Genomic DNA, 18,849 nt, shown 5'->3' with positions numbered 1-18,849 from the left:
GAATCAATCCGCCGTTGCCGCCATCTGATCTGACACCGGTTTGCCCGCTGCGGCAGCCGTCGTAAAACTCCCGTCCCACTGCGGATCGATCCGACGAATCCGCACGCTCAGATCAGGGTGGGTCGCAAACATCCGGCTCAGCAAACCTGAGCCGCCGGTACTGAAAAACAAATGGCTGAACTCGGCGGCACGGGGCGAGCTGATCACCGAGCCTTGTGCATGGGCGCCGATTTTTTTCAGGGCACCGACAATGCTTTGCGGATTGCGCGTGTATTGCACCGCGCTGGCATCGGCGAGGAATTCACGCTGGCGACTGACAGCCGCCTTGATCAAATTGCCATAGAGATTTCCGATAAATCCGGCCACGCACAGTGCGGCACCGAGCGCAAAAACCACCAGCATCAATCGCACGTCGCGTTTGTCGCGTTTGAGCAGGCTGGCCAGTATGTAAGTGCCGGCCAGCCCCAGCACCAAAAGGCCGTGCACCACCGCCACCAGTTGCGTGTTGAGGCGCATGTCCCCGTTGAAGATGTGGCTGAATTCGTGGGCGATCACCCCTTGCAGTTCTTCTCGGGTCAGTAGTTTCACTGCGCCACGGGTCACACCAATGGCCGCGTCCTCCGGTGTAAACCCGGCCGCGAAGGCATTGATGCTTTCGTCGGGTAACAGATACACCGCTGGTATGCAGGTGCCGGAGGCAATAGCCATTTCTTCGACGACGTTCATCAACCGCTGCTCGTCCAGGGTTCGCACATTGCCATTGAGCAGGCGGCCAGCCAGTTTCTCCGCGACGACTTTGCCGCCCGCGCGCAGTTGCCGATATTTGAGCAGACCGCCAATCACCACGATGCTGCTGATGAACGATGCGATAACGGCCATTGCCAGAAACGCATCCGTCAGCGTGCCGGTCCCGCTCAGGTAATCCTCAAAACCATTGAAGACGAAGGGCAGGCTGGTCATCCCGATCAGCATGACAATCGCCAGAATCATCATGCACACCAGCCGTTGCGTCTGGTTTCGGGCCTGGGTCTGTCGTTCAAAAAAATTCATCGGGCCATCCATGGAGAGAAGAAGTCAGAAAGAAACGTTGGGCGCGGTCTTGATGGCCAGCGTATCGGCGAACTTCAGCGGAACCGCATCCTCGCGATGGCCAAAACTGGCCGCCAGCAGCACCGCCGGAAAGCTCTGCTTGAGCGTGTTGTAGGCCATCACCGCATCGTTGAACGCCTGCCGCGCGAAACTCACCTTGTTTTCGGTGCTGCTCAGCTCTTCGCTCAGTTGTTGCATGTTCTGCGAGGCCTTGAGTTCCGGATAAGCCTCCAGCGTCAGGTTCAAGCGACCCACCGCGCTGCTGAGTGCGCTGTCCGCCAGCCCCAATTGCGCGATGTTCTGAGCGCTGCCCGGTTTCGCCTGTGCAGCCTCAAGACCGGCCAAGGCGGCATTGCGCGCGGCGATCACCGCTTCAAGGGTTTCGCGCTCATGGGCCAGATAGCCCTTGGCGATGCTGACCAGATTGGGGATCAGGTCATAGCGGCGTTTGAGCTGCACTTCGACCTGAGCAAATGCGTTCTTGATCTCGTTGCGCCGGGCAACAAGTTTGTTGAAAAGACTGACAGCGTAGAGCCCCAGCAGCGCCAGCAACACCAGATTGACGATGAGATAGATTTTCACGGTGATGTCCTTATTCACTCGGCAGGGGCGCGCGATCTTATCGCAAATGGATGCCGTTGACTGTATTGGCCCGGTGGCGGGTTAGCCCGGATCGCGTTCCGGAGCGTGGCTACAATCTCAACTTCCATCAATAAACAAGGAATGATTCCGGAACCCCGCAGTCGGAGTTCAGGTATCACACATCTGAAGGAGGTTCACCGATGAACAACAAGACCCTAATCGCCAGCCTGGCCCTAGTCGCCGGCATCGCCGGGATCAGCCCCCTCGTTCAAGCGGCGCAAACCTCGAACGACACTGTCGAGCAATCACCGACGGGCAACCGCGAACTGAACGTCAACGACCGCGCCCCGGATATCTACCAGCGCAGCGAAAAAGCCATCAAAAACTGGAAACAGAAAGGCCTCAAGCAGCCGGAACCGCAAGCGCAGTGGGTGCAGATCAATGACAAGTACGTGATGGTGATGATTACCAACGGGACGATTGTGGCGATTCAGCCGGTGGAGAAATAGCCTCGGGCTCAATCAGCCCGGCCATGACTCAGCGCTTGCCCGCCGCCCAATCGATACTGATTATTCCCGCTGCGCTTGGCCTGATACATCGCCAGATCCGCAATGTGCAGCAAGCGATCCATGGTCGGTGCGTGGTCGGGGAACACGGCGACGCCGAGGCTGGTGCCGATGTGGCGTTGTTCGTTGCCGATGGGAGTCGGCGGGGACAGTTCGATGAAGATTTTCTGGCAGATGCTGCGCGCTTCGTCCTGCAGGTTCAGGCCGGGGGCGAGGCCTTGCAGGATGACCACGAATTCGTCGCCGCCGATCCGCGCGACGGTGTCGCTGACCCGCAGGATGCGTTTCAGGCGCGTAGCGGTGGTGATCAGAACGCGGTCGCCGGCGGCGTGACCGTAGCGGTCGTTGATCGCTTTGAAGCCGTTGAGATCGATGAACACCAGCGCCACCCGCGTTTCGGTCACGCGGGCATGTTCCAGTGCTTCCGATAGCCGTTCCTCCAGCACCAGCCGATTCGGCAGGCCGGTCAACGGGTCGAAGTGAGCCAAGTGCTGGAGGTAGCTGGCCGAGGCCTTTTCTTCGGTGATGTCGCGTACCACACCCATCATCTTGATAACCGCGTCGTGATCGTTGCGCACCACGTTACCGGTTTCCCGCAGCCAGCGAATCGTGCCGTCGGGCCAGACCACGCGGTATTCCTCATCATGGTTTTCACCGGTCTTCAGGCACCGCAATTCCCCGGCGCGCACCCGGGCGCGGTCGTCGGGGTGTACGCAGGAGCAGAACAGGGCGTAGGAGGGTGTCACTTCGCCGATCTTGAAGCCGAACATGCCGAATATTGCGTCCGACCAGTAGAGCCGGTCAGTGTCGACTTCCCAGTCCCACGTGCCGATCCGGGCGAAATACTGGCTGCGCTTGAAGCGGTCGGCATCGCCATCCTGACGTATGTTCTGGCCCTCGGCGGCGCGGGTGAGCAATTCGCGATACTCGGCGATTTGCTGACGAAGCTCGCGCACTCGGCGGATCAGAACGGCGATCACGACCAACAGCACAACGACAATGGCGAAGCTGATCCAGAGTTGAGTCATTCAAGCGTCGCTGACATGGCGTATCGATCCGGGAGTGATGGCGCGTCGCTATCTTAATTCACGGCCAACGCCGGAAACAGCGGCAACCTTGGGTCAAACGGTTGCCAATGGCCGGTATTTCTGGGAAAACGGCGGCCAGCGGAACAATAGAGCGAATGTTATGAATGATGAACTGCAGATAATCGATCTTCAGCCCGGAGACGGAAAAGCCGCCGTCAAAGGCGCGTTGATCACCACCCAATACACCGGTTGGCTGGAAGACGGCACCGAATTCGATTCGTCCTGGAGCCGGGGCAAGCCGTTTCAGTGCGTGATCGGCACGGGGCGGGTCATCAAGGGTTGGGATCAAGGGATCATGGGCATGCAGGTGGGCGGCAAGCGCAAACTGCTGGTGCCGGCCCATCTGGGTTACGGCGAGCGGACGATGGGCAAGATTCCGCCGAATTCGAATTTGGTGTTCGAGATTGAGTTGCTTGAGGTTTTGACGCGGGAGGATTGATTGCCCGTTTCATCGCTGAAGTCATAAAAACCCGCTGCCTCCCTTCACGGAGGCAGCGGGTTTTTTCTTGCCTTATGCCCCAGGTGTTACGCAGCCATCGCCATCTCATCCAGCGTCGCGGCAACCGTGCCGGTCAGGCTTGGGAATCTGCGTTTTACGCTGGTGAGTGCCGGCAGCAGGCGGCTGCGGTCCAGTTCGCCATGGTCACGGGTGAGTTGGGTGAGTGCGGTGAGTGCGGCGCTGACGATGGATTTCCGTTCGCTCTCGAGCAGTAGCAAACAGGCTTTCTGGGCCCATTGGCTGTCTTTCTCGTTGAGGCCGATGGAGATCAGGGCGGCGACGATGTGTGCATCGGATTTGCTTTCCATGGGTGTTCCTCAGGTCGTGGCATCGAGAGTGTCCAGCGCCCGGTTCACAGCCAGTTCGCCACACATCACCACTTGGGCGATGCCCAGCACGGTGCTGCGGTAGGGCGGGTCCAGCAGCGCGGCGAAGTCGCTGAGCATCACGCTGGCCGAAGTCATCGATTCGCAGGCGTGGGCCAGCAGGGCATGCTGATCCAGGTCGGGGGCGACGAGGAACATGCGGCCGGGGCAGTGTTGTTTCGGGGCGGTGGGTTTCAGGTAATGGTCGAGGGCGCGCTCGGCGGCTTCGTGGAGTTTTCTGGAATCGGCGGAGGCGTAGGGCGAGGCCGGATCGGATTCGCTGGGTTTGTCTGTTTCGGGTGGATCGGGGACGTATTTGAACATTCGGGAAAGCCTCAAAGTGATGCCGACACCACCTCGCGACTAAACGAAAAGGTGGCAGCTGTACGCAGGTTAGTCGACCGGCGACTTCCCAAAACCGGCGCACCCGAGGGTGCCCTGCACACAGCCGCCATAGAGTGCAGATGAAGGTCACCTGACTGTCTGGAGCACATGTAAAGTTTTGAGAAATCATCGAGCGACTAAACCCGATCACTGACCATTCAGTGACGCGGACCAAGTTACTGACGCCCTCAAAACCGCACAAGCCGGCGGATTCTGGCGTAGTTGTAGGCAAAGGCGCAAGGCGATGTAGCCTCGCGGATGAGGGCAAAATGATGCTTCATTTGTCAGGCTTTATGGCTCACGTAAAAGGTCGCCGTCGGCCTGTGAAGCGTGTTTGCTTGTGAACATCCTCTTTGTGATACCGAATATTTAATAAGCCACTTTGAGCTTGATTTATATCGGTTTCGATATAGCCTGCGTGGCACGTTCAAATGCCAGGAACAGGTGAAACATGAAGGATCATCAAAACCCACCCCAACGTTTCTCAAACATCTGGGACGCACTGGAAGACACGCCGCATGAAGCGGCCAACATGCGTCTGCGGGCGAAACTGATGCGCACGCTTTGTGAAACGATTCGTGCGTGGGAGCTTCCGCAGAAAGAGGCGGCCAAGCGTCTTGGCATCACTCAGCCGCGTCTCAACGACGTACTCAACGGCAAAATCGACAAGTTCTCGCTGGATGCGCTGGTCAACCTGTCGGCCGCCGCAAAACTGGAAGTAGACCTCTGTTTCCAGTTGCCTGCATCCCTGGAATGGGCCACCTGATCCTTGATTGCAGCGATGCTTAAGTCTGCATCTCGCTGAACATCGGAATTCGTCCATTCAGCGAAGGCCGGTAGTGCCACGCGAGTCTTCCCGGATCAATGTCGCGGGCGAGAATTTCAGTGAGCGTGGCGCTGGCGATCATCATCGCCAGCATCTGTCCGGGACATTGATGCCGACCGCTGCCGAACGTGAAGCTGCGTCGGTTCGGGCGATCCACCATAAAGCGATCCGGGTTTTCATTCAGTGCCGGGTCACGATTGGCTGAGGCCAGCAGCACCAGAATCACGTCGCCGGCTTCCAGCCGCACGCCGTCGATTTCGCAGCTGTTCGCCACAAATCGACGGGTGTTCTGTACCGAAGGATCGAAGCGCTGGACTTCAGCCAGCAACGAATCCACTGACGCCACGCGTAATTCAGGCTGACGCTGCAACGCCACCAGCGCATTACCGATAAGCCCGGCAGTGGCCTCGAACGTCTGTGAACAGAGGCCGATCAGGTTGGCGAGCAGCACGTCTTCATCGCCGACAAACCGCTGGCGAATGTCGGCGAGAAACGGGTTCGGATCCGCTAACATTTCAATGAAATACCCGCGCAATTGCTCCGCCGCCCGATGGGCCGCCGCCAGTTGCAGGTCATTGCTCAGCGGCGACAGGCACGCCGCGAAATCCGCCGTCAGTTCACTGATGACCCGCGCCTGCGCCGGGGTGAAACCGAGCAGCGACGCAACCACGCACACCGGGCCACGAAACATTGCTTTATAGAGGCCGTCGGCATCGTTCGTGATCAACCGCGCGGACACCAGAGCGCTGACTTCTTCCCGATCAATCAATCCCAGCGGCGGCTCGATGGCCGAACGCGGGCAGCGTTGAGCCTCGCCGTCGTTCATGCGCATCAACTGGCCGAACACCTCGCCCGCCAAGTTATCGGCAATCGCCTTGGGCACCGGCTCCTGCACCGGACGCACCCGGCAATCCGGATGCGCCAGCACCGCGCAAACCGCCCGGGCGCTGCTGGCGACCCACAGTTTCAGTCCGTGATGAAAGGTCAGCCCGCCCGCCGCGCGCAGTTCGGCGTAGTAGAGGTAGGGATCGGCGTGAGTCGCCGCGATGATCGGGTCCATGGATCGCAACCTTGTCGGTGGGGAAAGTGTTGCTACTATCTCCAGTCCTTGAGGGCGATGATTCGTCCGGGAGCGAAATATGCACGCCAGAAAAGCAGTACAAGATTCGGCTTAACGATGTAGGCACTTTTCCGAAGAGTAAGAGGGATTCATGTCATGTGCAGGTTCCCCTTCCATGAGTCGGAGAGAAGGGGAAAGAGGGGGGTAGCCAAGCTAAGCGACTGGCAAAGGATCGCTTAATAGGGTGCCCGCTGGGCCTGTGGTTATGGTGTACGAAACCTTACTTCCGATTTTGAATGAGTTGGGATTATTCACCCGAAATGATGTAGAGCTGCCTCCATCATCGGGTTTGACGGATATAAAGAATTCATTGCCGTTGGTAAAACTCTTCTCGACTGTTCCGGTTTTACGCGTAGTGACGATTGGTGTAGACATGTCCTGTTTCCTCCCATCGCTGAAATCATTAAAAGGTGTGTGGAGTTGCTATTACAGGAAAGGCTTTTTGAAGATTCTTTTCTACTGTCATTTCTGTCAGGTTTTGCCACCGTTCATCGTTTTCCAACGCCTGCATGGATTTGATCCTCAAGCCCCAAAATTGGGATGCGTGGAGGACTGCTAACATTTCCAGTCCTTGAGGGCGATGATTCGTCCGGGAGCGAAATATGCACGCAGAACATCAAGACATCGGCGTCTCGCAAGTGGCCGCCGCCATCGCGGAACCGGCGCGGACCAAAATGCTGTGCTCGCTGATGGACGGCCACGCCCGCACCGCCACGGAGCTGGCGACCCTCGCCGACGTCAGCGCCTCGACCGCCAGCGCGCACCTGGCCAAGCTCAAGGACCTGGCCTTGGTGCGCCTGCATGTGCAGGGCCGTCACCGTTATTACAGCCTCGCCGACAAGCGCGTGGCCCAGGCGCTGGAAGCGCTGATGGTGATCGGCCAAAACCCCGCGCCGACCTTCAAACCGCATACGCCGGATCGCCTGCAATTTGCCCGCACCTGCTACGACCATATGGCCGGGACGCTGGCGGTGTTGCTGCATGACCGCTTGCTTGAGGCGGGATGGCTGGTGGAAACCGATGAACAGGTTTATCGCCTCAATGAAAGCGGGGAGGCGTTTTTTGAAGGGCTGGGCATTGAGGTCAAGGATCTGTCGACGATGCGCCGCCGCTTTGCCTGCCCGTGCCTCGACTGGAGCATGCGTCGGCCGCATCTGAGCGGTTCGCTCGGGGCCGCGTTGTTGCAGGCCGCGTTGAAGCGCAAATGGGTGACGCAGGATCTGGACAGTCGGGCGCTCACTTTGACGGTGCAGGGGCGCCGGGAACTGGCGTCGCGCTGGGGACTGGTTTTGCCTGGGTCCGGGCGGGAATCGTCAGGTCGCCAACTGACTGACTCCCCGCCCAGATCGGTGCATGCGCGTTAGCTTAGGGTGTATCCGCTATCGACCACCCAATCCTGCCCGACGACGCCGCGTGCGCCATTGCCCAACTGAAAAAGAATGACGTCGGCCACTGCCGCAGGTTCCAGGAATTGTCCGCCCAATAGCCGTTTGTTGACGCCCTGGGCCACGTCCCCGAGCGCTTCGTCGCTCAAGCCCAGTGTCGACCAGATCGGCGTTGCGGTCGGGCCGGGGGAGACGCAATTGATGCGCACGCCATGGGGTGCCAGCTCGACCGCAAGGGTTCGGGCATGGGCGATCAACGCCGCTTTTGATGCGATGTAGGCGGCCAGTCCCGCGAAACTGATTTGGGCCAGAAAAGTACCGATGAACACCACCGAAGCGCTGTCTGCGAGGTGCGGGCGCAGGACGGCCAACGTGTTCAGGGCACCTGCGCCGTTCACCGCCCATTGGCGATCAAACGCCGAGCTGTCGAGCCCGTCGGCGAGTTCTGCGATACCGGCATTGGGCACCACGAAGCTCACCGGGCCCAGACTCGCAGCCTGCTCGGCCAAGGAGGCAAGGTCAGAGGCTTGAGTGACATCGCCGGGATGCCAGACCAGTTGGTGGGGATACCGTTCAAGCAGTTCGGCCAGTGCGCCGAGTTTTCGCGACATGGCCAATACGCGCGCGCCTTGATCCAGCAGACGCTCGGTAGCGGCCAGGCCTATGCCCGAACTGGCACCGGTGAGGACGGCAAGCTTGCCCTGAAAAACATGATCCATGTTCGACTCCCGTTTTTGGTCTTCAGCCAAATGGCTACGGGGGAGCAGTCAATTTTCGGGCCATGCCGGACAGCCTTTGATATCAAGGGTTGCGCAGGGTTGGTAGTCATTATGACTCTTTTGGAATCGAGTCAATCTGACTGCCTTTGAGTCAAATTGACCTGACTCCTGCGGCGCGACATTCCGACGAAGAGCGGTATTGCGCCTTGTGTGAGCCAATCGCTCTCTATACTGTATATGCGAACAGTATTGAGTCCGTGCCATGCAAATCATCGACAAGCTCAGCATCCTCGCCGACGCCGCCAAGTACGACGCCTCCTGCGCCAGCAGTGGCGCGCCCAAGCGCAGTTCCGAGGGCAAGAGCGGGCTGGGCTCGACCGATGGCATGGGCATCTGCCACAGCTACACGCCGGACGGGCGTTGTGTGTCGCTGCTCAAGATTCTGCTGACCAACTTCTGTCTCTACGACTGCCAATACTGCGTCAACCGGCGCTCCAGCGACGTACCGCGTGCGCGTTTCACGCCCGAGGAAGTGGTGACGCTGACGCTGGATTTCTACCGGCGCAACTGCGTCAGCGGGTTGTTCCTCAGCTCGGGGATCATTCGCTCGGCGGACTACACCATGGAGCAACTGGTGCGCGTCGCGAAGCTGTTGCGCGAAGAGCATGAGTTCCGTGGCTACATTCATCTCAAGACCATCCCTGACGCGGATCCCGCGCTGATCGAAGAGGCCGGGCGTTATGCCGACCGCTTGAGCGTCAACATCGAATTGCCCACCGATGCCAGCCTGCAAACCCTGGCGCCGGAGAAGCACATCGGTTCGATCAAGCAGGCGATGAATACCATCTACACCGGCGTGCAGACCGTGCTCAACGAACCCCGCGCACCAAAGTTCGCCCCGGCCGGGCAGAGCACGCAGATGATCGTCGGTGCCGATGACACCGACGACAGCACCATCCTGCACAGCGCTCAAGCTTTGTATGGCAACTTCCGTCTGCGCCGGGTCTATTACTCGGCGTTCAGCCCGATTCCCGACAGTCCGAAAAGCGTGCCGTTGGCCGCACCGCCGCTGATGCGCGAGCACCGCTTGTATCAGGCGGATTTCCTGTTGCGCGGTTATGGCTATACCGCCGGTGAGTTGCTCACGGGGCCGGGCAATCTGGCGTTGGACATCGACCCGAAACTGGCCTGGGCGCTACAGAATCGCGAGGTATTCCCGCTGGATCTCAATCGTGCCGAACCGGCGTTGATTTCACGCATTCCCGGCATCGGCTTGCGCACCACCGAACGTCTGGTGGAACTGCGTCGGCAGCGGCGCATTCGCTACGAAGACGTGGCGCGCATGCGCTGTGTGCTGGCCAAGGCCAAACCGTTCATCATCACCAGCGATTACCACCCGCAGCAGGCAGAAGTCACCAGCCAGATGCTCTATCAGCAGTTGCGCGACCGGCCGATGCCGCAGCAGATGGGGCTGTGGGGATGATCAACCTCGATTGCGACGACCTGTTCGGCACTTGGCGTCAGCAGGCGCGCTGGCTGCTCAGCCATGAAATCGACCCGAGTCTGGTGAGCTGGGCGTCGGAAGGGGTGAGTGATCTGTTTGCCAGTGACGTGTCGGTGCCCGAGGGGCAGGGGCCATTTCAGGCGCGTATTCCGCGTGCGTTGCTCGACACTCTGGAACAGGCGTCACGCTACCGTGGCGATCAACGCTGGAGTCTGTTGTATGAAGTGCTGTGGCGGGTTAGCCATGGTGATCGCACGGCAATGATGGCCGGCGACAAATTGGGCAGCGAGTTACAGCGGCGGATCAAGCAGGTGCAGCGCGAAGCCCATCATCTGCATGCGTTCGTGCGCTTCATCGAGCGCCCGCCAGAGCTGCCGGGCCCGCAATACGTCGCATGGCACGAACCGGCCCATGACATGCTGCACAGCGCCAGCGAACACTTCATCGGGCGCATGGGCCGGCATCGCTGGCTGATCGCCACGCCCCGCGATGGGGTTTATTACGATGGTGAACAACTGATCCATGAACGTCAGTGTCCGCTGGAGTGGCAGCAACTGGCGCAGAACGTCGATGATCCCCACGGGGACTTATGGCTGACGTACTACAGCCATATCTTCAATCCGGCGCGTTTGAACGAGAAAGTCATGCAGGGGCATTTGCCGACGCGGTTCTGGAAGAACCTGCCGGAAGGAGAGCTGATTCCCGGATTGATTACCCAGGCGCGAATGGGCAAGCAGCAGAACGGACAGGCGAGCGGGATTGCCGGTCGCGCGGGCAAGCGGATTGCCATGAAGGCCACCGAGCCAAACGAATAAAAAAGCCCCCATCGATCACTCGATGGGGGCTTTTGTGCATCTGGCCGTCAGATCAAACCTTGACGATCCAGCCTGCTGGCGCTTCAACGTCGCCGGTCTGCACGCCGGTCAGCTCTTTGTAGAGCTTCTGGGTGACCGGGCCGACTTCGGTTTCGCTGTGGAAGACGTGCAGGTGGTCGTTGTAGCTGATGCCGCCGATCGGGGTGATCACCGCAGCAGTACCGCAAGCACCGGCCTCTTTGAAGTCCGACAGCTTGTCGATGAACACGTCGCCTTCGACCACTTCCAGGCCCAGACGGGACTTGGCCAGTTCGATCAGCGACAGACGGGTGATGCCTGGCAGTACTGACGGCGAGTTCGGGGTCACGAACTTGTTGTCGTGGGTGATCCCGAAGAAGTTGGCCGAACCGACTTCTTCGATCTTCTTGTGGGTCAGCGGATCCAGGTAGATGGCGTCAGCGAAGTGCGCTTTCTTGGCCTGGGAACCCGGCATCAGGCTGGCGGCGTAGTTGCCACCGACCTTGGCGGCACCGGTGCCTTGTGGCGCGGCGCGGTCGAAGGTGGAGATCTGGAAGTTGTGCGGGGTCAAGCCGCCCTTGAAGTAGGCGCCAACCGGAATGCAGAAGATCGAGAAGATGAATTCGGGTGCGGTACGCACGCCGATGTTGTCACCCACGCCGATCACGAACGGACGCAGGTACAGCGCGCCGCCGGTGCCGTAAGGCGGGATGAAGCGCTCGTTGGCGCGAACCACTTGCTTGCACGCTTCGATGAACTGCTCGGTGGACACATGCGGCATCAGCAGGCGGGCGCAGCTGCGTTGCATGCGCGCGGCGTTCTGGTCTGGACGGAACAGGTTGATCGAGCCGTCCTTGCAACGATAGGCCTTCAGGCCTTCGAAGCATTGCTGGCCATAGTGAAGGGCAGTGGAGCCTTCGCTGATGTGCAGCACGTTGTCTTCGGTCAGGGTGCCTTTGTCCCACTCGCCGTTGCGAAAGTACGACAGATAGCGTTTGTCGGTCTTGATGTAGTCAAAACCCAGCTTGTCCCAGTTGATGCTTTCGTTACCCATGACACCCTCTATCACTGAACAACCGCCGAAGCGGTTCAAGGCTTCTGACGTTTTTTTGGATGGGCACAACAATACTTCATTCTTGAGCGGTTTCGCAGCCCGAAATCTCTGCCTTTGATCGTTCCCACGCTCTGCGTGGGAATGCAGTCCGGGACGCTCTGCGTCCCAACAGCCGAACGCGGAGCGTCCGTGGAGGCATTCCCACGCGGAGCGTGGGAACGATCTGCGACCGAGAGTTACAGGTGCAACGCGTGCCCAAGCGCACGCAACGCCGCTTCCTGCACCGCTTCACCCAGGGTCGGGTGCGCATGGATGGTGCCGCCGATGTCTTCCAGTCGCGCACCCATTTCCAGACTTTGGGCGAACGCGGTCGACAGCTCCGAGACCCCGACACCGACCGCCTGCCAGCCGACAATCACATGATTGTCCCGACGAGCGACCACCCGCACGAAGCCGGTTTTCGATTCCAGGGTCATCGCCCGGCCATTGGCCGCAAACGGGAAGTTCGACACGATGCAGTCCAGTCCTGCCGCTTTGGCCTCGTCCGGGGTCTTGCCGACCACCACCAGTTCAGGGTCGGTAAAGCACACGGCGGCGATGGCGGTTGGGTTGAACTCGCGGGTCTTGCCGCTGATCAGCTCGGCGACCATCTCGCCCTGAGCCATGGCGCGGTGGGCCAGCATCGGCTCGCCGCTCAGGTCGCCAATGGCGTAGACGTTGCGCATGCTGGTCTGGCAACGGCTGTCGATCTTGATCGCCGAGCCGTTCATGTCCAGGTTCAGCGCTTCAAGGTTCCAGCCCTGAGTATTGGGTTTGCGACCGACAGCCACCAGCACCTGATCGGTTTCAAGGTTCAGGGTGTCGCCGTTCGGATCACGCACCTGCAACGTACCGTCGAAGCCCAGTACGCTGTGTTTCAAATACAGCTTTACGCCGAGTTGCTTCAGCGCGTCGTGCACCGGTTGGGTCAGTTCGGCGTCGTAGGCCGGCAGAATGCGATCCTGCGCCTCTACCACGCTGACCTCGGCACCGAGCTTGCGATAGGCAATGCCCAGCTCCAGGCCGATGTAACCTCCGCCGACCACGATCAAGCGTTTCGGAACCGACTTCGGTGCCAGCGCTTCGGTGGACGAAATGATCGGCCCGCCAATCGGCAGGATCGGCAGGTTGACGCTTTTCGATCCGGTGGCCAGCACCAGATGCTCGCACTGGATGCGGGTGTCGCCGACTTCCACGGTCTTGCCGTCGATGACCTTGGCCCAGCCATTGACGACCTGAACCTTGTTCTTCTTTAGCAACGCGGCGACGCCGGTGGTCAGGCGATCAACGATGCCGTCCTTCCATTCGACGCTCTTGGTGATGTCGAGGGTCGGCGCCGAAACGCTGATGCCCAGTGCCGAATGCTGGTTGTGATGTTGAGTCTGGTGAAACTGCTCGGCCACATGGATCAGCGCTTTCGACGGAATGCAGCCGATGTTCAGGCAGGTGCCGCCCAGCGATTCGCCCTCGACCAGAATGGTCGAAATGCCCAGTTGCCCGGCACGAATGGCCGTCACGTAACCGCCGGGGCCGCCACCAATGATCAGCAGCGTGGTGTTCAGAGATTGCATGCCATCACTCCACAAACAGGGTCGCGGGTTGTTCGAGCAAGCCACGAATGGCCTGGATGAAGAGCGCCGCGTCCATACCGTCGACCACGCGGTGATCGAAGGAGCTGGAGAGGTTCATCATCTTGCGGATCACCACTTGGCCTTTGACGACCATCGGACGTTCGACGATTTTGTTCACGCCGACGATGGCCACTTCCGGCAGGTTCAGCACCGGGGTACTGACGATGCCGCCAAGGGCGCCGAGGCTGGTCAGGGTGATGGTCGAGCCGGACAGCTCATCGCGGCTCGCCTTGCCGTTGCGTGCAGCGGTGGCCAGGCGGGAGATTTCCGCCGCACTGTCCCACAGGCTGCGCGCTTCTGCGTGACGCACGACCGGCACCATCAGGCCGACATCGCTTTGCGTAGCGACGCCGACATGCACCGCGCCGAGGCGGGTGATGACCTGGGCTTCGTCGTCGTAGCGGGCGTTCATCTGCGGGAAGTCGCGCAGGGCAACGACCAGTGCGCGCACCAGGAACGGCAGCAAGGTCAACTTGCCACGGCTGGCACCGTGTTTTTCGTTCAGATGGGCACGCAGTTCTTCAATTGCGGTGACGTCGATTTCTTCGACATAACTGAAGTGCGCAGCGCGCTGAGTCGCGTCCTGCATGCGCTGGGCAATCTTGCGGCGCATGCCGATCACTTGAATCTGTTCTTCGTCGTTACGTTGGGCGTACGCGGCGGCGACCGGCGCCGAAGCGTTCGACTGACCTTGTGCCAGATAGGCCTCGAGGTCTTCGTGCAATACGCGACCGGCTGGGCCGGAGCCGCGCACCAGACGCAATTGAATGCCCAGGTCCAACGCATGTTTGCGCACGGCCGGCGAAGCCAGCGGACGCTCATCAGCTTCGCGAGCGACCACCGCGCCCTGGCAAACCGGAGCCGTACGCGGCGCGGCGGGTTTGCTTTCAACGACAGCTTCAACTTTGGGTGCGACTGGCGTTTCTTTCGCCGTAACTGGCGCCGGTTTGTCCGACTCCTTCAGATTGCCGGCGCCCTCGACCTCGATGCTGATCAGCACACTGCCGACCGCCATCACTTCACCCGGCTGACCGCCCAGCGCAATCACCTTGCCATGGACTGGCGAGGGAATATCGACCATCGCCTTGTCGGTCATCACATCCGCCAGCACCTGATCTTCAACGACCAGATCACCAACCTTGACGTGCCACTGCGACAGTTCTACTTCTGCGATGCCTTCGCCGATGTCCGGCATCTTGATAACGTGCGTGCCCATTCAGACCTCCATGACCCGTTTCAGCGCCGCGCCCACTCGGGACGGCCCAGGGAAATACGCCCACTCCTGCGCGTGCGGGTAGGGGGTGTCCCAACCGGTGACGCGTTCGATCGGCGCTTCCAGGTGGTGGAAGCAATGCTCTTGCACCAGCGACACCAGTTCGGCGCCGAAACCACAGGTGCGGGTGGCTTCGTGAACGACCACGCAACGGCCGGTTTTCTTCACGGATTTGACGATGGTTTCCAGGTCCAGCGGCCACAGGCTGCGCAGGTCGATGACTTCAGCGTCAACACCGCTTTCTTCAGCCGCAACTTGCGATACGTAAACGGTGGTGCCGTAGGTCAGCACGGTCACGTCCTTGCCCGGACGGGTGATGGCGGCCACGTCCAGCGGCACGGTGTAGTAACCGTCCGGCACCTGGGCTTGCGGGTGTTTCGACCACGGGGTTACCGGGCGGTCGTGGTGGCCGTCGAACGGGCCGTTATAAAGGCGTTTTGGCTCGAGGAAGATCACCGGGTCATCGTTTTCGATGGAGGCGATCAGCAGGCCTTTGGCGTCATACGGGTTGGACGGCATGACGGTGCGCAGACCGCAGACCTGAGTGAACATCGCCTCGATGCTCTGGCTGTGGGTCTGGCCGCCGTAGATGCCGCCGCCGCAAGGCATGCGCAGGGTCATCGGGGCGGTGAACTCGCCGGCCGAGCGATAACGCAGACGGGCGGCTTCGGAAATGATCTGGTCGGACGCCGGGTACACGTAGTCGGCGAACTGAATCTCGGCCACCGGGCGCAAGCCATAAGCGCCCATGCCCACCGCGACACCGACGATGCCGCTCTCGGAGATCGGCGCGTCGAACACCCGCGAGGTGCCGTACTTGGTCTGCAAGCCTTCGGTGCAACGGAACACACCGCCGAAATAGCCGACGTCCTGGCCGAACACCACCACATTGTCGTCACGCTCAAGCATCACATCCATGGCCGAGCGCAGCGCCTGGATCATGGTCATGGTGGTCGTGGTCATGGCGGTTTCCAACTGAATATTGTTGTTGTGATCGTTCATATCAGATCCCCAACTGCTGACGCTGGCGCTTCAAGTGCTCCGGCATCTCTTTGTAGACGTCTTCGAACATGGTCGCGGCGCTTGGAATCTGGCCACCGGCGAGGGTGCCGTACTGTTCGGCCTGTTTCTGTGCGGCGATCACTTCGGCTTCGAGCTCGGCGCTGACGGCGGCGTGCTCCTCTTCCGACCAGTGGCCGACCTTGATCAGGTGCTGTTTCAGGCGGGCAATCGGGTCGCCCAGCGGGAAGTGGCTCCAGTCGTCGGCGGGACGGTATTTGGACGGATCGTCGGAGGTCGAGTGCGGGCCGGCGCGGTAGGTGACCCATTCGATCATGGTCGGGCCGAGGCCGCGGCGCGCGCGTTCGGCAGCCCAGGCGGAGGCTGCGTAGACCGCGTAGAAATCGTTGCCATCCACCCGCAGCGAGGCGATGCCGCAACCGACGCCGCGTCCGGCGAAGGTGGTGGCTTCACCACCGGCGATGGCCTGGAAGGTCGAAATCGCCCACTGGTTGTTGACCACGTTGAGGATCACTGGCGCACGGTAAACGTGGGCGAAGGTGAGGGCGGTGTGGAAGTCCGATTCGGCGGTGGCACCGTCGCCGATCCAGGCCGAGGCGATTTTGGTGTCGCCCTTGATCGCTGAGGCCATGCCCCAGCCCACGCCTTGAATGAATTGGGTGGCGAGGTTGCCGGAAATGGTGAAGAAACCCGCATCCTTGACCGAGTACATGATCGGCAACTGACGGCCCTTGAGCGGATCGCGCTCGTTGGACAGCAGTTGGCAGATCAGGTCGATCAATGGCACGTCGCGGGCCATCAGGATGCTTTGCTGGCGGTAGGTCGGGAAGCACATGTCGTCGATGTTCAAGGCCAGGGCCTGAGCGCTGCCGATGGCTTCTTCGCCGAGGCTCTGCATGTAGAACGACATTTTTTTCTGACGCTGGGCGACCACCATGCGGTTGTCGTAGATGCGGGTCTTGAGCATGGCGCGCATGCCTTTGCGCAGGATCTCGACCGGCACGTTTTCGGCCCATGGGCCGAGGGCGTTGCCCTGGTCGTCGAGCACACGGATCAGGCCACGGGCCAGGTCGGCAGTGTCGGCCGGTTCTACGTCGATGGAAGGTTTGCGCACCGTGCCGGCATCGGTCAGATGCAGGTAGGAGAAATCGGTTTTGCAGCCTGGGCGGCCCGAGGGTTCAGGGACGTGCAGACGCAGCGGTTCATACGCTTGGGTCATGGCTTCTACGCTCGATCTTGTGAATTTCTTGTAGTGAGCTGGCAGTCATTCTTCGATAAAAGAAATCTTGTCCTACAACAATCATAGGCCCGGCCAAGAAGAATATTTCTCTCTGTTTCGTTGCGCTGAAGATCATTTGCAGATAGAAATTCTGCATAAACATAAAAAACAGGTGGTTTTGTCTCATGCGCAAACTGGACCGTACCGATATCGGCATTCTCAACAGCCTTCAGGAGAACGCGCGTATCACCAACGCCGACCTGGCCCGTTCGGTCAATCTGTCGCCGACGCCGTGCTTCAACCGGGTCAAGGCGATGGAGGAACTGGGGCTGATCCGCGAGCAGGTAACCCTGCTGGATGCCGACCTGCTGGGGCTGCACGTCAACGTGTTCATTCACGTCAGCCTGGAGAAGCAGGTGGAAGAGGCCCTGCAGCATTTCGAAGAGGCGATTTCCGATCGCCCGGAGGTCATGGAGTGCTACTTGATGGCCGGCGACCCGGACTATCTGATCCGGGTGCTGGTACCAACCATCCAGTCGCTCGAGCGCTTCATGATGGACTTTCTGACCAAGGTGCCGGGCGTGGCCAACATTCGGTCGAGCTTTGCGCTCAAGCAGGTGCGCTACAAGACGGCGTTGCCGTTGCCGGCGAACGGTTTGACATTGGGTGCTTGAAGATGATCGTTCCTACGCTCTGGGTGGGAATGCCGCCATGGACGCTCCGCGTCCCGCTTCCGATCAGTTGATTACAGTTTGTTGAGCGGAATCTTCAGGTACACAACGCCGTTATCTTCCGCCGCCGGAAAATCCCCCGCCCGGACATTGACCTGAATCGCCGGCAGCAACAGCGTCGGCATTCCCAACCCCGCGTCCCGCCGTGTGCGCATTTCAACGAACGTGGCTTCATCGACGCCGTCATGCACATGGATATTGCTTTTGCGCTGTTCACCGACAGTAGTCTGGCACTGTGCCTGGCGACTTTCGGGTGGATAGTCGTGGCAGACGTAGAGCTTCACGCTGGCGGGGAAGGCCAGCAGCTTGTGAATCGAATTGAACAATTGATGCGCGTTGCCACCGGGAAAGTCGCAACGGGCGGTGCCGACGTCGGGCATGAACAGCGTATCGCCGACCAGAATCTGCTCGCCATCGATCAAATAGGCCATGTCCGCCGGGGTGTGGCCGGGGACGTGCAGGGCGGTGGCCTTGAGATTGCCGATCCTGAATGACTCGTTCGGCGCGAACAGATGATCGAACTGCGAGCCGTCGACGCGAAATTCCGGTTCCAGGTTGAACAGCGCCTTGAACACGTTCTGCACTTTGCTGATCGATTCGCCAATCGCGATTTTCCCGCCCAGTTCCCGACGCAGGTACGGCGCGGCGGACAGGTGATCGGCGTGCGCATGGGTTTCCAGCAGCCATTGCACTTGCAGGTCGTGGGCGCGAACGAAGGCGATGATCCTGTCCGCCTGTGCCGTGCAGGTGCGACCGGCGGCACCGTCGTAATCGAGCACCGGATCGACGATCGCGCATTGCCCACCGTCGGCTTCGTAGACCACGTAGCTGTAGGTCGAGGAGGCGGGGTCGAGAAAGGCTTCAATCAACGCGGGCATGGACATGAACCTGTGGCAGAGGACGAAAAGTCAGTCGTGGGTTG

The 18,849-nt window shown here is 60.2% G+C and carries 20 protein-coding genes; 7 read left to right on the top strand and 13 right to left on the bottom strand.

What is annotated here, in order from left to right; genetic code table 11:
* Positions 1-3: 3 nt before the first annotated feature.
* Together AC07Y2_RS10030 and AC07Y2_RS10025 are read right to left on the bottom strand one after the other, a co-directional pair.
* Positions 4-1,050, bottom strand: coding sequence for a M48 family metallopeptidase (locus tag AC07Y2_RS10030; RefSeq protein ID WP_103385938.1), 1,047 nt, complete (start codon positions 1,048-1,050; stop codon positions 4-6).
* A 24-nt stretch (positions 1,051-1,074) separates the two neighbouring features.
* The gene (locus AC07Y2_RS10025) at positions 1,075-1,671 is read right to left on the bottom strand and encodes a LemA family protein (protein WP_103385939.1); all 597 of its coding nucleotides are present in this window, start codon (positions 1,669-1,671) and stop codon (positions 1,075-1,077) included.
* Positions 1,672-1,871: 200 nt separating this feature from the next.
* Here AC07Y2_RS10025 and AC07Y2_RS10020 point away from each other — a divergent pair, with 200 nt between their 5' ends.
* Positions 1,872-2,180: an RcnB family protein gene (locus tag AC07Y2_RS10020; protein WP_011334872.1), complete on the top strand. Its 309-nt coding sequence runs from the start codon at positions 1,872-1,874 to the stop codon at positions 2,178-2,180.
* A gap of 8 nt (positions 2,181-2,188) precedes the next feature.
* On the opposite strand, the gene AC07Y2_RS10015 is transcribed toward AC07Y2_RS10020, so the two are convergent.
* The gene (locus AC07Y2_RS10015) at positions 2,189-3,265 is read right to left on the bottom strand and encodes a sensor domain-containing diguanylate cyclase (protein WP_103385940.1); all 1,077 of its coding nucleotides are present in this window, start codon (positions 3,263-3,265) and stop codon (positions 2,189-2,191) included.
* 160 nt (positions 3,266-3,425) lie between these two features.
* Between AC07Y2_RS10015 and AC07Y2_RS10010 the strand changes: the two genes are divergently transcribed.
* The gene (locus AC07Y2_RS10010; RefSeq protein ID WP_007952931.1) at positions 3,426-3,764 is read left to right on the top strand and encodes an FKBP-type peptidyl-prolyl cis-trans isomerase; all 339 of its coding nucleotides are present in this window, start codon (positions 3,426-3,428) and stop codon (positions 3,762-3,764) included.
* A gap of 86 nt (positions 3,765-3,850) precedes the next feature.
* On the opposite strand, the gene AC07Y2_RS10005 is transcribed toward AC07Y2_RS10010, so the two are convergent.
* Positions 3,851-4,132 carry a hypothetical protein gene (locus tag AC07Y2_RS10005; protein ID WP_103385941.1) on the bottom strand — a complete coding sequence of 94 codons (282 nt, stop codon included), beginning with the start codon at positions 4,130-4,132 and terminating at the stop codon, positions 3,851-3,853.
* A 9-nt stretch (positions 4,133-4,141) separates the two neighbouring features.
* The gene (locus tag AC07Y2_RS10000) at positions 4,142-4,513 is read right to left on the bottom strand and encodes a DUF6124 family protein (RefSeq protein WP_039767261.1); all 372 of its coding nucleotides are present in this window, start codon (positions 4,511-4,513) and stop codon (positions 4,142-4,144) included.
* A 511-nt stretch (positions 4,514-5,024) separates the two neighbouring features.
* Between AC07Y2_RS10000 and AC07Y2_RS09995 the strand changes: the two genes are divergently transcribed.
* A complete protein-coding gene (locus AC07Y2_RS09995; protein ID WP_039767259.1) occupies positions 5,025-5,339 on the top strand; it encodes a helix-turn-helix domain-containing protein in 315 nt (104 codons plus the stop codon).
* A 19-nt stretch (positions 5,340-5,358) separates the two neighbouring features.
* Here AC07Y2_RS09995 and AC07Y2_RS09990 read toward each other — a convergent pair whose 3' ends face one another.
* Positions 5,359-6,459, bottom strand: coding sequence for a cytochrome P450 (locus tag AC07Y2_RS09990; RefSeq protein WP_103385942.1), 1,101 nt, complete (start codon positions 6,457-6,459; stop codon positions 5,359-5,361).
* A 662-nt stretch (positions 6,460-7,121) separates the two neighbouring features.
* On the opposite strand from AC07Y2_RS09990, the gene AC07Y2_RS09985 reads away from it, so the two are divergent.
* Positions 7,122-7,883: an ArsR/SmtB family transcription factor gene (locus AC07Y2_RS09985; protein WP_103385943.1), complete on the top strand. Its 762-nt coding sequence runs from the start codon at positions 7,122-7,124 to the stop codon at positions 7,881-7,883.
* Here the strand turns inward: AC07Y2_RS09985 and AC07Y2_RS09980 are convergent.
* Positions 7,880-8,623 carry an SDR family NAD(P)-dependent oxidoreductase gene (locus tag AC07Y2_RS09980; RefSeq protein WP_103385944.1) on the bottom strand — a complete coding sequence of 248 codons (744 nt, stop codon included), beginning with the start codon at positions 8,621-8,623 and terminating at the stop codon, positions 7,880-7,882. The genes AC07Y2_RS09985 and AC07Y2_RS09980 overlap by 4 nt on opposite strands.
* A 262-nt stretch (positions 8,624-8,885) precedes the next feature.
* Here AC07Y2_RS09980 and AC07Y2_RS09975 point away from each other — a divergent pair, with 262 nt between their 5' ends.
* Both AC07Y2_RS09975 and AC07Y2_RS09970 read left to right on the top strand, forming a co-directional pair.
* Complete coding sequence (locus tag AC07Y2_RS09975) at positions 8,886-10,106, top strand: putative DNA modification/repair radical SAM protein (RefSeq protein ID WP_074688836.1); 1,221 nt, start codon at positions 8,886-8,888, stop codon at positions 10,104-10,106.
* On the top strand, positions 10,103-10,942 hold the full coding sequence (locus AC07Y2_RS09970; protein ID WP_039767251.1) for a TIGR03915 family putative DNA repair protein: 840 nt from the start codon (positions 10,103-10,105) through the stop codon (positions 10,940-10,942). Before AC07Y2_RS09975 ends, AC07Y2_RS09970 begins: the two co-directional genes overlap by 4 nt.
* Before the next feature lie 52 nt (positions 10,943-10,994).
* Here AC07Y2_RS09970 and AC07Y2_RS09965 read toward each other — a convergent pair whose 3' ends face one another.
* The 5 genes from AC07Y2_RS09965 to AC07Y2_RS09945 all read right to left on the bottom strand — a co-directional run bounded on the left by AC07Y2_RS09965 (position 10,995) and on the right by AC07Y2_RS09945 (position 17,196).
* Positions 10,995-12,014 (bottom strand): branched-chain amino acid aminotransferase, encoded by a 1,020-nt coding sequence (locus tag AC07Y2_RS09965; RefSeq protein ID WP_039767249.1) that lies wholly within the window; start codon positions 12,012-12,014, stop codon positions 10,995-10,997.
* A gap of 236 nt (positions 12,015-12,250) precedes the next feature.
* The gene (gene lpdA, locus AC07Y2_RS09960) at positions 12,251-13,624 is read right to left on the bottom strand and encodes a dihydrolipoyl dehydrogenase (protein ID WP_103385945.1); all 1,374 of its coding nucleotides are present in this window, start codon (positions 13,622-13,624) and stop codon (positions 12,251-12,253) included.
* Positions 13,625-13,628: 4 nt separating this feature from the next.
* Positions 13,629-14,900: a dihydrolipoamide acetyltransferase family protein gene (locus AC07Y2_RS09955; protein ID WP_103385946.1), complete on the bottom strand. Its 1,272-nt coding sequence runs from the start codon at positions 14,898-14,900 to the stop codon at positions 13,629-13,631.
* Positions 14,901-15,959: an alpha-ketoacid dehydrogenase subunit beta gene (locus AC07Y2_RS09950; protein WP_003224000.1), complete on the bottom strand. Its 1,059-nt coding sequence runs from the start codon at positions 15,957-15,959 to the stop codon at positions 14,901-14,903.
* Position 15,960: 1 nt separating this feature from the next.
* Entirely contained in the window at positions 15,961-17,196 is a 1,236-nt protein-coding gene (locus tag AC07Y2_RS09945; protein ID WP_103385947.1) for a 3-methyl-2-oxobutanoate dehydrogenase (2-methylpropanoyl-transferring) subunit alpha, read from the bottom strand.
* A 185-nt stretch (positions 17,197-17,381) separates the two neighbouring features.
* Between AC07Y2_RS09945 and bkdR the strand changes: the two genes are divergently transcribed.
* Positions 17,382-17,870: a Bkd operon transcriptional regulator BkdR gene (gene bkdR, locus AC07Y2_RS09940; protein ID WP_025111414.1), complete on the top strand. Its 489-nt coding sequence runs from the start codon at positions 17,382-17,384 to the stop codon at positions 17,868-17,870.
* Positions 17,871-17,941: 71 nt separating this feature from the next.
* Here the strand turns inward: bkdR and AC07Y2_RS09935 are convergent, their stop codons facing one another.
* Positions 17,942-18,805 carry an MBL fold metallo-hydrolase gene (locus tag AC07Y2_RS09935; protein WP_039767240.1) on the bottom strand — a complete coding sequence of 288 codons (864 nt, stop codon included), beginning with the start codon at positions 18,803-18,805 and terminating at the stop codon, positions 17,942-17,944.
* Between the last annotated feature and the right edge of the window lie 44 nt (positions 18,806-18,849).

The organism is Pseudomonas sp. GW456-12-1-14-TSB6 (genome assembly GCF_059424205.1).
The sequence above is the reverse complement of the archived record's forward strand: the minus strand, read 5'-3'. Positions and strand labels throughout refer to the sequence as shown.

Bases quoted from the DNA above. Each gene is read 5' to 3' on its own strand.
- AC07Y2_RS10030 (WP_103385938.1), bottom strand. From the start codon at position 1,050: ATGAATTTTTTTGAACGACAGACCCAGGCCCGAAACCAGACGCAACGG.
- AC07Y2_RS10020 (WP_011334872.1), top strand. From the start codon at position 1,872: ATGAACAACAAGACCCTAATCGCCAGCCTGGCCCTAGTCGCCGGCATC.
- AC07Y2_RS10015 (WP_103385940.1), bottom strand. From the start codon at position 3,265: ATGACTCAACTCTGGATCAGCTTCGCCATTGTCGTTGTGCTGTTGGTC.
- AC07Y2_RS10010 (WP_007952931.1), top strand. From the start codon at position 3,426: ATGAATGATGAACTGCAGATAATCGATCTTCAGCCCGGAGACGGAAAA.
- AC07Y2_RS10005 (WP_103385941.1), bottom strand. From the start codon at position 4,132: ATGGAAAGCAAATCCGATGCACACATCGTCGCCGCCCTGATCTCCATC.
- AC07Y2_RS10000 (WP_039767261.1), bottom strand. From the start codon at position 4,513: ATGTTCAAATACGTCCCCGATCCACCCGAAACAGACAAACCCAGCGAA.
- AC07Y2_RS09995 (WP_039767259.1), top strand. From the start codon at position 5,025: ATGAAGGATCATCAAAACCCACCCCAACGTTTCTCAAACATCTGGGAC.
- AC07Y2_RS09990 (WP_103385942.1), bottom strand. From the start codon at position 6,459: ATGGACCCGATCATCGCGGCGACTCACGCCGATCCCTACCTCTACTAC.
- AC07Y2_RS09985 (WP_103385943.1), top strand. From the start codon at position 7,122: ATGCACGCAGAACATCAAGACATCGGCGTCTCGCAAGTGGCCGCCGCC.
- AC07Y2_RS09980 (WP_103385944.1), bottom strand. From the start codon at position 8,623: ATGGATCATGTTTTTCAGGGCAAGCTTGCCGTCCTCACCGGTGCCAGT.
- AC07Y2_RS09975 (WP_074688836.1), top strand. From the start codon at position 8,886: ATGCAAATCATCGACAAGCTCAGCATCCTCGCCGACGCCGCCAAGTAC.
- AC07Y2_RS09970 (WP_039767251.1), top strand. From the start codon at position 10,103: ATGATCAACCTCGATTGCGACGACCTGTTCGGCACTTGGCGTCAGCAG.
- AC07Y2_RS09965 (WP_039767249.1), bottom strand. From the start codon at position 12,014: ATGGGTAACGAAAGCATCAACTGGGACAAGCTGGGTTTTGACTACATC.
- lpdA (WP_103385945.1), bottom strand. From the start codon at position 13,624: ATGCAATCTCTGAACACCACGCTGCTGATCATTGGTGGCGGCCCCGGC.
- AC07Y2_RS09955 (WP_103385946.1), bottom strand. From the start codon at position 14,900: ATGGGCACGCACGTTATCAAGATGCCGGACATCGGCGAAGGCATCGCA.
- AC07Y2_RS09950 (WP_003224000.1), bottom strand. From the start codon at position 15,959: ATGAACGATCACAACAACAATATTCAGTTGGAAACCGCCATGACCACG.
- AC07Y2_RS09945 (WP_103385947.1), bottom strand. From the start codon at position 17,196: ATGACCCAAGCGTATGAACCGCTGCGTCTGCACGTCCCTGAACCCTCG.
- bkdR (WP_025111414.1), top strand. From the start codon at position 17,382: ATGCGCAAACTGGACCGTACCGATATCGGCATTCTCAACAGCCTTCAG.
- AC07Y2_RS09935 (WP_039767240.1), bottom strand. From the start codon at position 18,805: ATGCCCGCGTTGATTGAAGCCTTTCTCGACCCCGCCTCCTCGACCTAC.